We start from the raw sequence: 12,605 nt of genomic DNA, 5'->3' as shown, positions 1-12,605 counted from the left end.
TTATAACGCCAGTTCATCAATGTCTTCGGGGAATAAATCGAGGGTCAACAGGTATGTAGGTATTGATGCTTTCAACATAACCCCTTGCTTATCCATCAATGCCACATCTTCTTTTTGCTCCAAGGCTGTTGCACCCACTGCTTTGGTCACTCGTAGATAGGCAACCAGTTCTTCCAAACCAGACTTTAATGGATTCTTAGCAGCCAGCCCGGCTATCGACATCGGACCATGATCTTTGAGCGAGTCGAATGTTTTATGTGCAATCTCCCTAACCTGAACTGCATCCAAGCAATCGAGAACATGAGAGCTTGGTTCACGGCTGTTTGCTTTTTCTTCCACGCCTGATGTATCTAACTTATCGTCAGGGTTTCTTAGGCGCATAGATTCAGGTGACTTAATTTCAATGGGGCCGACAGGCAAACTAAGAGTTGTTTCGGCTGTTAAGCTCACACCATCATCACGCATTCCTTCCCTTAACAACACGGCCTGCCTTTCGAGCTTTGACAGCAAGCGATCTACAGCTTGGTTTTCTGCCGCAGCCCCACTTTCGACATAAGAACGAAGACCTTCTTCTGTGCGGCGCCTGATACGAAAAACTCGATCACTTTCGCGGCTTAACTCTCGCATCAATTGATTCAAGAATTGTTGCTGACTACCAGATAGCTGCTTAGCAACAGGCCTATTCAAAATGCTACGAAGCTGCTCGCGAAACTCCATTGATCTGTTTTGGTCGCAGAGCAATTGAAAGAACCCCTCAAATGCGCTCCCAGCTTCAGTGTTAGAAAGCAATGCTTCTTTCTCCATAACGGATAAAAGAATATCGCCTCGAGATGCATCTCCCTCGATTATCTGCACCCTCAGCTCTTTGTCTAATACCCTGATTTCGTCTTCTACTCGACGAAAATCACCTGTTAATACTGAAGCAAGTTGATAAATTTCTCGGATACGCTCTCTCTGCTCTACCTCGCTAAGCTCAGGCACAACTCCGGCTTGGAGTGCATCTATTTCGCGCTGAATCTCAGCTTTTTTACTTTCCAGCAAGGTGACTCGCTCATCTACATTGGGGCTTATAGCAACAGCTAAGTCACGAACCGCTTCCTGAACAATGCGTAAATGCGAGGCTGTAGTGCCAGAGTTTCGTTCATCCAACCCCTTACAGAACCTAAGCGCAATCTCACTTGCGTCGGTTTTGGTTAAAGAATCATCCATTTCTCGCAACCAACCGGTTCGAATCCACTGGTTAAGATAAGTCGCTGCAGACGTTTCTGTGGACCAGATACCCAATTCACGGCTACGCTCTATTTCTGCATCCAGCATTATTCGAGCGCGACCGTATGGAATTTCACTTTCCTCAGAAAATAGATCAGCAATAAAAGCCAATATATAAGGCGCATTGTCGGCTCTTAATAGTTTCCATGCGGCATGCTCGGCAAATAAGCGCCGATACTTTGCTTGCAAACCCTGAAAGCTCAATGCACCTTCCTCATAGATCTCTCCTTAAATACCTCATTCACTAGGAAATGGTTATAATCAATAGCAAAAACCTTATCATCATCTTTTTGATTATGTCAACAACCATTATTGACACATATAAGCTATCAGTATTATGATCCATGATAAATTTGAGCAGCACTTTATACATAAAGTGATATTGCCGATTTAAATGGCGGTGATTTGACATAAATGCCCAAGATTCTGATAAACAAGAGTAATGGTGGCCAGCCTTATCCCATCCTAAAAGTAGGGTAAAGCGCAGACCATCAGCGGATAAATAGGTAGCAATTGTTTTGACCACTTTTGATAAGACAAAGGTCCTCAACCCTTGATTGAAAACAAAGCACTAGAAGACATCAGCCAAGCGCAGCAAGAAAGGCTATTCCATATAGATTTCAAGCTACGCTTTTTAGGCGCAGTCAACAGAAATGACCTGGTCCGCCGGTTTGGCATTAAAGCCGCCGCCGCAACTCGGGATATTTCTCTATACAAAGAACTGGCACCTAAAAACCTAATCTACGACACAAAAGCTAAGACCTATATAGAAGCCGATCAATTCAAGCCTCTGTTTGACTATCAAGGGAGCCAAGCATTATCCGCACTATGCTACGGCCTGGGTGATGACCATGTATCTGGCAGCATGTCTTTGGTCACTGCAGAGTCGCCAACTCCCCTCAGCTTTCCATTCAGTTGGCCAAACCTGGATGTATTGGCAAAGATCACCAAAGCCATTCACCAGAAAAAGGCACTCAAGATAGATTACCGATCCCTCTCCAGCGGTTTAAGCCAACGAGAAATCGTGCCCTTTGCTTTGGTGGATAATGGCCTTCGCTGGCATGTAAGAGCCTTCGATCGCAAGAGAGAAAGGTTCACGGACTTTGTCATCAACCGCATAGCAAAACCGAAACTGCTCAAAACGGAAATTACGAAGTCTGAAACGAAAGAAGGCGATATTCAGTGGAACCGTATTGTTGAAATGCACATTGTTCCGCACCCTAATCTGAAACACCCAGAAACCATTGAGACCGAATACGGAATGGTAAATGGAATGCTCAAGATACAAGTGCGAGCGGCAGTTGCGGGCTACGTGCTTAGGCACTGGAATATCGATTGCTCTGAGCGACACATCCTCACAGGCCCTGAAAATCATCTCTGGCTGCAAAACAGGCAGACTTTATACGGTGTTGAAAATCTGGTTATTGCCCCTGGCTATCAAGACGAAACTATCACGGACGATATGGAGCGCTAATGCTAAAACTCGAAGACATTAAAAAAGACGCGCAAGTTCGCGGCATTCAAGCCGAAGAAATCGTCCGCGTCGTACAAGTAGAACCCGTCGGTGACGCTGCAATTACGGTTTACTACAAAGACAGCCAAGGCAAACTGGGCGAGCAAATGCTATTTCGCTCAGACGAAGCACGCCTTGAACTGGCCACAGTAGGTCGCCCTTGGGCATTTGACGCGCCAGGTGCCGAATTCAAATTAGGCCTAGAAGCTTACCGTATCAGTCAAGCCGCATTGTTTGACCCAATGATGGCAGTACACACTTCAAACGTTGAGCCACTGCCGCACCAGATATCTGCGGTATACGAAGCCATGCTACCCAAACAGCCGCTTCGATTTGTATTGGCCGATGACCCCGGTGCCGGTAAAACCATTATGGCTGGGCTGTTAATTCGTGAGCTCATTATGCGCGGTGATGCCAAGCGTATTTTGATCGTTTCGCCCGGATCTCTCACCGAGCAATGGCAGGATGAATTACTCGAAAAGTTTGGTGTAACCTTCGATATTTTCAGCCGAGAAAAACAAGAACAATGTGCTTCTGGCAACTACTTCGATGAGTCCGACCAACTCATCTGCCGTTTAGATCAGTTATCCCGTAACGAAGAATTCCAAGAAAAACTCAAAAACACCGAGTGGGACATCATCATAGTGGATGAGGCTCACAAACTGTCGGCCAGCTACTTCGGCACCAAAATAAACAAAACCAAGCGCTTTCAACTGGGCGAACTCCTTGGCTCCATCACACGCCATTTCTTGCTGATGACTGCAACGCCACACAACGGTAAAGAGGAGGATTTTCAGATTTGGCTGTCCCTGTTAGATGGCGACCGCTTTTACGGCAAGTTCCGCGAAGGCGCCCATAAGGTCGATGTGTCAGACATGATGCGTCGTATGGTGAAAGAAGAGCTGCTTAAGTTTGATGGTACGCCACTGTTTCCAGAGCGCCGCGCTTATACAGCCAATTACGAGCTTTCGCCGATGGAGGCATCGCTTTACGAACAGGTAACCACCTACGTTCGTGAAGAAATGAACCGCGCAGATAACCTCGACAGCAAAAAGAAAAACAACGTTGGCTTTGCATTAACCATGCTGCAACGCAGGCTGGCTTCCAGCCCTGAAGCCATCTACCAGTCCTTGAAACGTCGCCGCAAGCGCTTAGAAGATCGCCTCGAAGAAACCAAGCTTATGGCGCGTGGCCAGGCCGTTCAAAAAGATGGTCCGTCTGGAGCTGGGGTCGCCGAAACATTGGGCGAATACAGTGTTAAAAAGAAAATCGATATCCCTGACAACTTCGACGAACTTGATGAAGACCTAAGCGCAGAAGAATACGAAATTTTGTCTGAACAGGTGCTCGATCAGGCCACAGCAGCAGAAACCATTCCAGAGCTTGAAGCCGAAATACTCAGCTTAAAAGATCTCGAGCATCAGGCGCTTACCGTTGTGCAATCCGGCAATGACAAAAAGTGGGAAGAACTGTCTTACCTATTGCAAGACAAACCAGAAATGTTCACGGCCAGTGGTGCTCGGCGCAAGCTGCTGATCTTCACCGAGCATAAAGACACCCTGAATTATCTGGTGAAGCGCATCGGAGACATGCTGGGCAACGAAAATGCGGTGCGTACGATTTATGGTGGCACCAACCGGGATGAACGCCGCAAAGTACAGGAAGAGTTCCGTAACGACCCAGAAGTGATTGTGCTGATTGCCACAGACGCCGCAGGCGAAGGTGTTAACCTGCAAAACGCCAACCTTATGGTGAACTACGACCTGCCTTGGAACCCGAATCGACTGGAACAGCGCTTTGGTCGTATTCACCGTATTGGTCAAACCGAAGTCTGTCATCTCTGGAACATTGTTGCCGCCGAAACCCGCGAAGGCGAAGTATTCAAAAAACTCTTCGACAAGATTGAGATTGAAAAAGAAGCACTGGGCGGCAAAGTCTTCGATGTACTCGGTGAAGCCTTCGATAATGTCTCATTAAAAGACCTGCTGGTTGATGCTATCCGCTATGGCGAAGCACCAGAAACCAAAGCCAAAATGAACGAAGTGATCGATGGCGCACTCGATGCCGAGCACTTAAAAGAAATCCTACGTCGTAACGCTTTGGTTGAACAGCACATGGGGCTGGAAGAGCTCTATGCCGTAAAAGAAGAAATGGAAAAGGCCGAAGCCCGTAAACTACAGCCTTACTTCATTCGCGCCTTTTTTACCGAAGCATTTCAAACCTTGGGTGGAGAAATTCGCAACCGTGAATCGGGCCGCTTTGAGGTACGTCATGTGCCTGCCGCCATTCGTGAGCGCGACCGTATCATCGGCGAGACACGAACTCCGGTATTGCGCAAATACGAACGCATCTGCTTTGAAAAGCACCATGTTCGCCAGCAAGGCAAGCCGATGGCCGACATGATTCACCCATCGCACCCCTTGATGCATGCCTCAACCGATTTAGTTCTAGAAGCCCATCGCCCTAAGCTTAAGCAAGGCTCTGTGTTGGTAGACCCAAATGATGATGGTTTAGAGCCTAAAGTACTCTTCATGGTGGATCACACGGTAAGAGAAGGCTGCAACTGCACAGATATCGCATCGCGTCGATTACAGTTTGTAGAGATCGACGAAAAAGGCAATGCCATCAATGCAGGCTGGGCACCCCACCTCGATCTGCAACCGATAGATGACTACGACCACAAACTAGTAGGCGATATTCTTAATGCTCCTTGGCTCAATAATAATTTGGAAGCACTGGCCCTAAACCACGCGTCACAACAATTGGTACCGGAACACTATGGCGAAGTGAAAGGTCGCCGCGAACGCCAGGCAGATAAAACCCTTGCAGCCGTAAATGAACGCCTAGTGAAAGAAATTAACTACTGGTCGGATCGTTATATCGAACTGCAAGATGATGTTAATGCAGGCAAGCAACCGCGCATGCAGCCTGAAATGGCACGTCGTCGCGTGGATGAACTCACAGCTCGATTAGAACAGCGAAAAACAGAACTAGAAGCACTGAAAAACGTCGTCTCCAGCACGCCGGTCATAATGGGCGGAGCTTTAATCATTCCGCAAGGCTTATTAGCTCATCGCAAAGGCGAAACCCAATTTAGTGTTGATGCCGAAGCCCGCTCACGCGTGGAGCGCATCGCCATGAATGCGGTATTGGATGCCGAGCGAAGCTTTGGCTTTGAAGTAAAAGACGTAGGCGCAGAAAAATGCGGATGGGATGTTACCTCACGACCACCCGCCAATGCCGATGGATCAATCCGACCCGACCGCCATATCGAAGTTAAAGGCCGCGCCAAAGGCCAAAGTACTATTACTGTTAGCCGTAATGAAATCATCTACGGCTTAAACCAAGCAGACAAATTTATGCTCGCCATAGTCATTGTCGATGGAGAAGAGTTTGAAGGGCCGTACTACGTTAAAACGCCGTTCACCATCGAGCCAGACTTTGGTGTAGCCAGTATTAATTATGATCTCAGTGACCTGATCTCAAAAGCAGTTGCGCCTGAGCAAACCGTTTAAGGCAGATAAATGAGTAAGATTAAATCTCCAAAGAAATTGATTGAAGTGGCTTTGCCGCTAGATGATATAAATCTAGCTTCCGGTCGAGAGAAATCTATAAGACATGGACACCCAAGTACTATGCATCTGTGGTGGGCAAGACGACCACTGGCTGCTGCACGAGCGGTAATTTTCGCTCAGATGGTGAATGACCCAGGCTATCAAGATCGAGATGGTTTCAAATATGGTGTAAACAAACAAGAAGCTGAGAAAAAGAGAGAGGAACTCTTCAATATAATCAGAGACCTCGTAAAGTGGGAAAATACCACTAATATCGAAGTCCTCAATCGAGCAAAACATGCAATCAAAGAAAGCTGGGAAGATATTTGCAGGCTAAATAAAAATCACCCTAAAGCAAAAGAACTTTTTGATCCAGCAAATGTTCCCGATTTTCATGACCCATTTGCTGGAGGAGGTGCGCTCCCTCTCGAAGCGCAAAGATTAGGACTAAATAGTAACGCAACTGACCTTAACCCAATTCCAATCATGATTAATAAAGCGATGATTGAAGTGCCGCCACTATTTGAGTCAAAAGAGCCAATTGGCCCGATTCCTGACTCTGAAAAACAAGGGAATTTAGTTGAGTCCTGGAAGGGCGCAACTGGCTTGGCAGAAGATGTTCGGCGTTATGGTATCTACTTGCAGGTTGAGGCAAAAAAACGAATCGGTAATTTATACCCTGACATTAAAGTAACCGAAGAACTGGCAAAGCATTACCCGACCTTGAGAGACTCTATTGGCAGTAACCTTGAGGTGATTTTATGGGTTTGGGCAAGAACGGTTAAGAGTCCAAACCCTGCATACAGTGGTCAGGAAGTTCCTTTGACTACTACTTTTGTCCTGTCTAAAAAAGCCGGGAAAGAAGCTTACATTGAGCCGGTATTAAACGAGAACAGTTATGAATTTTATGTTCATAATTCCAAACCCACCCCCGAATCAAAAAACGGAACAAAACTTGGGCGTGGAGCTAACTTTAAATGTCTACTTTCAGGCTCTCCTATCGACCCTAAATATATAAAGAGCGAAGCATCCGCAGGGCGAATGGGATATAAGTTAATGGCCGTTGGGGTAAACGGCCCCAAAGGCCGTATGTATATTTCTCCGACTGCAGAAATGGAAATGTTAGCCAAGAGTGCAAAACCTACTTGGAGACCAGAGGTAGAGATCTCAGGGAGCAGCCAGTACCTCGGTATCAAGCCATATGGCATGGATAGATTTGATCAACTGTTCACAGAAAGACAACTCTTAGCTCTTACAACATTTTCAGATTTAATTTCAGAAATTAAAGAAAAAGTATATGCAGATGCTATTGCAAATGGTTTTGAAAGCGACAGCACATCTTTAGAGGATCTAGGAAAAGGGGCTAAAGCCTATTCTGAAGCCATATCTATTTATCTTACATTCGCTGTTGATTATGCAGCGAACTATTGGTCCACATTGGCAACTCCTGCGGATGGTTTTATTAGAGGGACTTATTCTATGCAGGCACTTCCAATGTCTTGGGATTTTGCTGAAGCCCCACCATTTGGCTCAACGAGTGGTAACTGGTTGAGTGCAATTAATTGGATCGTTAAATCACTACAACTGTTACCAGCAAATACTAAAGGGCTTGTCACACAGCAAAATGCTGCTACTCAGTCAGTTTCTGAAAACAAAGTCATTTCAACAGATCCACCATACTACGACAACGTTCCATACGCTGATCTATCTGATTACTTTTATGTGTGGATGCGCAGGTCTTTGCGCTCTGTATACCCTAATCTATTTTCGACACTCACAACCCCAAAAGTTGATGAATTGGTGGCTTTTGCTCATAGGCATAACAAAAACAAAGATGCGGCTGAAACTTTCTTCCTTTCAGGAATGACTGAAGCAATGGGAAGGCTTGTAGAACTCGCAAACGATTCTTATCCGGTGACGATCTATTACGCCTTTAAACAAGGTGAAACAAGTGAAATAGGCACTGGAAATACGGGTTGGGAAACCTTTTTACATGCTGTCATAAAGTCCGGTTTTTTAATTACCGGCACATGGCCTATGCGAACTGAAAGGGGGGCAAGAAACAGAAGTATAGGCTCAAATGCTCTAGCCTCATCGATCGTTCTCGTTTGCAAAAAACGCGATGTGAACGCACAGACTATTACCAGACGGGAATTTCAAAGAGAACTCCGAGCAGAGATGCCCGAATCTCTGGATGCAATGGTAGGAGGCACAGGCGGAACATCTCCAATAGCACCCGTCGATTTGGCACAGGCTGCTATTGGGCCAGGCATGGCCATCTACTCAAAATACAAGTCCGTGATAAATCAAGATGGATCAGAAATGAGTGTTCACGACGCACTCGTTATGGTTAACAAAGCAATTACTGAATACCTTAACCCAAACAGCGGTAACTTCGACAACGACACTTTATTCTGCGACGATTGGTTCAGTCAATACGGTTGGGGCCAAGGTCAGTTTGGTGAGGCCGACACCCTCGCTCGCGCTAAAGGAACATCGGTAGATGGTGTGCGTGATGCCGGTGTCATTGAGTCAGGCGGCGGTAAAGTCCGCCTGTTGAAGTGGAGCGAATACCCTACTGATTGGGACCCAAAAACCGACACCCGCACCCCGGTATGGGAAGCCTGTCACCAGATGATCCGCGTGCTGAATCAACAAGGCGAAGCCGAAACTGGTGCTTTGCTTGCTCGCATGCCAGAGCGCGGCGAGCACATTCGTCAGCTGGCCTACCACCTATACACACTATGCGAACGTAAAAAATGGGCAGAAGAAGCCCGCGCCTATAACGAATTAATTGGTTCCTGGCATGCCATTGTCGCTGCTTCACATGAAGTAGGCCATCGCGGTACCCAGTCTGAACTTGGCTTAGATTTTTAAGAGGGAGAAAAAAGAATGAGTTTAAAACCATGGCGTGAAATTGCCCGCCCTCACAAAGATGTTTTAGAAGGCACTTTTAAGCAATCTGAATTTGCGGCTGATATTTCGCAAGTCGCTTCAGGGACTGCAACCGAAGAGTATCAGGATGCGGAAAAGTTCTTCTCCCGTACCTTTATTACTGAAGGCATGCGCTTATTGTTAATGTCGGTTGCACAGCGCTTAGCAGGCCAAGGTGGTGACCCGGTCATCCAGCTGCAAACCGCATTTGGTGGTGGTAAAACCCATACCATGTTGGCGGTTTTACATTTGGCCTCTCGCCAAGTCAGTTCCGATAAACTGGAAGGCATTCCACCCCTATTGGATGAAGCAGGCATCCATGACTTGCCCAGTGCAAAAGTGGCAGTCATTGATGGCATTAAGCTTTCCCCCAGCCAACCACAACAACACGGCTCAGGTAAGGCGAAGGTTGCAGCGAACACTCTGTGGGGTGAATTAGCTTGGCAGCTACTTGGTGATGAAGGTTATACCATGGTTGCCCAGAGTGATGCAGATGGTACATCACCGGGTAAAGAGGTGGTGCGCCAGCTGGTTGAGAAAGCCGCGCCTTGTGTCATTCTAATTGACGAGCTCGTGGCCTTTATTCGCCAGCTAGAAGTCGGCAAGCAATTTAAAGCCGGTACCTTCGATAGCAATATTTCCTTTATTCAGGCCCTGACTGAAGCCATGAAAACGGTCCCCAACGCGATTCTGTTGGCCTCGTTACCAGAGTCTGAATTAGAAGTGGGCGGCACCATGGGTCAACGAGCTCTTGAGTCGCTGGAAAAATACTTTGCGCGTGTTGAGTCGGTTTGGAAGCCTGTCGCCAGTACCGAAGCCTTTGAAATTGTACGCCGCCGTTTATTTGAATCGGCTGGAGAACGTGCCGAAGTTGAAGGGATTATCCGACAGTTCTCTGATTTCTATCGCACCAATAGTGACAAGTTTCCGCTGGAAACGCAGTCGAATGTGTATTTTGAAAGACTTTGCCAGTCTTACCCTATTCACCCAGAAGTATTCGACCGTTTGTATGAAGACTGGTCGACCCTGGATAAATTTCAGCGCACACGTGGCGTATTGCAGTACATGGCCATTGTGATCCATCGCCTTTGGAATTCAGACAACAAAGACGCGTTGATTATGCCGGGCTCTATTGCCTTGGATGACAGCAATGTACGCAACAAGAGCATTCACTACTTACCTCAAGGCTGGGAGCCGGTACTGGAAAAAGAAGTGGATGGCCCACGTTCAGAGCCCGCTAATATTGATGGCCACGATACCCGTTTTGGTAGCGTACAGGCTGCCCGCCGCGCAATGCGCACCATCTTTTTAGGCAGTGCCCCTTCGAATGCTGAACAAGGCGTTAAAGGCTTAAACCAAGAGCACATTTTATTAGGGTGTGCGCAGCCTGGACAAACCATCGGTGTGTTTGAAGATGTGCTTAAGCGCTTACGAGATCGGCTGCATTATTTGTACTCAGAACAAGATCGCTACTACCTCGACACGCGGCCAAACCTACGCCGTGAAATGGAAAGCCGAAAACAAAATATAAATGAGCTTCAAGAACTTCACCCATTATTGAAAGAGCGTGTAGGAAGGGTATTTGGGCGCAATCATTGCTTCGGCGGGATTCATGTTTTCACCCCTTCGGTAGACGTACCTGATGACTATGCACCAGGCCTCCGCTTAGTAGTGCTGCCACCAAATGCTGCCTACAGCCGTGGTGATGCCAGACAAGCCTATGAAGCAGCTGAAGAGATACTGCGCAATCGCGGTGAACAACCAAGGCAAAAGCAAAACAGACTGATTTTCTTTGCAGCTGATTATGATGTGGTTAGCCGCTTAAAAGATGCGGGTAGAACTTACCTTGCTTGGAAGAGCATCGTGTCTGATGTGGCTGATGGGAAATTGGACTTAACGGTATCGCTGTCTAAGCAGGCTAAGCGAAACGCGGACACTGCCGAACAAAGCTTGCATCAAATTGTTCGTGAAACCTATAAGTGGATTATCTGCCCGGTTGAAGATTTCGTGCGCGGCAAGCCTGAGCTGACTTGGGAAGCCGTTTCAGTTTCGCCAGCAGCCCAAAACCTTGTGTCCGAAATTGAAAATACCCTGCGTGAAGAGGAGTGGTTGATATCTGAATGGAGTCCAATCCACTTACGTAATACTTTGCAGCAGTGGTATTTGAAAAATGGAATAACTGAAGTCGGCGCACTAAAAGTTTGGCAAGACAGTTGTCATTACCTCTATCTGCCTCGCCTTGTAAGTGATCATGTTTTTATAAATGCGATTACTTCGGGTTTGGACAGTGAAGATTATTTTGGCTTTGCTTCGGGTAAAGATGGTGACCGCTATTTAGGTTTCGTATTTGGCCGTGGCTCCATGTCGATATTGGATGATTCCTCATTGTTAATCGAGCGTGAAGCAGCGGCTGATTATCGTGAGCGAACAAATCCAGCACCACAGCCTGAGCCCACACCACCTACTGGGGGGCAATCAACACCTACTCCGACTGATGGAACAGGGCCGACTGGCGGTACACAGCCTCAACCAATATCTGGCGGCGCGACACCTACACCACCACCGGTTCAAACAGCAGCTAAGAGGCAGTTTTACGGCAATATTGAACTCGACCCTGTGAAAGCAAAAATGGACTTCGTCACCATTGTTGATGAGGTAGTGCAGCAATTCACCGCGAAGTTAGGCGTGGAAGTTTCGATATCTGTCGAGATTCAAGCTCGCTCAAAGGATGGGTTTGATGAAGCACTTCAACGCACCATCAAAGAGAACTGTAATGTGCTGCGGTTCAGCAGTTCGGAGTTTGAAGAGGAATAGGAATTGATCCTTTGTCATCACGCAAATTGGCTGATTAAAATAAACCATGCAAGGATGCAATCGTGGCCACAACGGTAATAGAAGCTTTTAACAAATTTCTGGCCGATCATGTGAATTTGTGTGATGACGAAACCAAGATAACCAGAGATAGCCGTGATTGGCTGGTTGGGCAAATCTGTAATTTTCCATCAAAGGTCGATCACTTCCCCCAAGTGTATACGGAGAGATACACCTTTTGTAGTTAGACGTATATTCAATTTCTTTAACTTGAGACTCTGCACTTTGGCAAAACCCCCAATCAGGGCCTAATTCACCATTTTCTGGATACGCGATAGCTTTCACGAAAGTCTCTTCGTCATCCTTGGCATAAATGCCTAAAACATTTTCGAAGTTTTGACCGGCTCCCCATAAACAGATCCACAAAGACAGTGAAATCGGGCATGATTTGCCCCTCAGGAGGATCGCACATGAAAGCAAAACGTTTTTCTGTCGAACAAATAGTTGCAGCCATTAAACAGCAA

5 protein-coding genes are annotated in these 12,605 nt (G+C 46.9%); 4 read left to right on the top strand and 1 reads right to left on the bottom strand.

All coding sequences use genetic code 11. From position 1 onward, the window contains the following. Positions 1–1,473: a DUF3375 domain-containing protein gene (locus NH399_RS24185; RefSeq protein WP_253043936.1), complete on the bottom strand. Its 1,473-nt coding sequence runs from the start codon at positions 1,471–1,473 to the stop codon at positions 1–3. 349 nt (positions 1,474–1,822) lie between these two features. Here NH399_RS24185 and NH399_RS24180 point away from each other — a divergent pair, with 349 nt between their 5' ends. The 4 genes from NH399_RS24180 to NH399_RS24165 are packed head-to-tail and all read left to right on the top strand — an operon-like array spanning position 1,823 to position 12,084. Next, complete coding sequence (locus NH399_RS24180) at positions 1,823–2,743, top strand: YafY family protein (protein ID WP_253043934.1); 921 nt, start codon at positions 1,823–1,825, stop codon at positions 2,741–2,743. Further along, complete coding sequence (locus NH399_RS24175) at positions 2,743–6,297, top strand: helicase-related protein (RefSeq protein WP_253043932.1); 3,555 nt, start codon at positions 2,743–2,745, stop codon at positions 6,295–6,297. Before NH399_RS24180 ends, NH399_RS24175 begins: the two co-directional genes overlap by 1 nt. Before the next feature lie 9 nt (positions 6,298–6,306). Further along, positions 6,307–9,213: a DUF1156 domain-containing protein gene (locus NH399_RS24170; RefSeq protein WP_253043930.1), complete on the top strand. Its 2,907-nt coding sequence runs from the start codon at positions 6,307–6,309 to the stop codon at positions 9,211–9,213. Positions 9,214–9,228: 15 nt separating this feature from the next. After that, positions 9,229–12,084: an ATP-binding protein gene (locus NH399_RS24165; RefSeq protein ID WP_253043929.1), complete on the top strand. Its 2,856-nt coding sequence runs from the start codon at positions 9,229–9,231 to the stop codon at positions 12,082–12,084. Positions 12,085–12,605: the final 521 nt, after the last annotated feature.

It is taken from the genome of Pleionea sp. CnH1-48 (assembly GCF_024124665.1).
In the GTDB taxonomy this organism is placed as follows: Bacteria; Pseudomonadota; Gammaproteobacteria; order Enterobacterales; family Kangiellaceae; genus JAMXSB01.
The sequence above is the reverse complement of the archived record's forward strand: the minus strand, read 5'-3'. Positions and strand labels throughout refer to the sequence as shown.

What these genes read in the sequence shown, in the direction of transcription:
- NH399_RS24175 (WP_253043932.1), top strand. Translation starts at nt 2,743, where the DNA reads ATGCTAAAACTCGAAGACATTAAAAAAGACGCGCAAGTTCGCGGCATT.
- NH399_RS24170 (WP_253043930.1), top strand. Translation starts at nt 6,307, where the DNA reads ATGAGTAAGATTAAATCTCCAAAGAAATTGATTGAAGTGGCTTTGCCG.
- NH399_RS24165 (WP_253043929.1), top strand. Translation starts at nt 9,229, where the DNA reads ATGAGTTTAAAACCATGGCGTGAAATTGCCCGCCCTCACAAAGATGTT.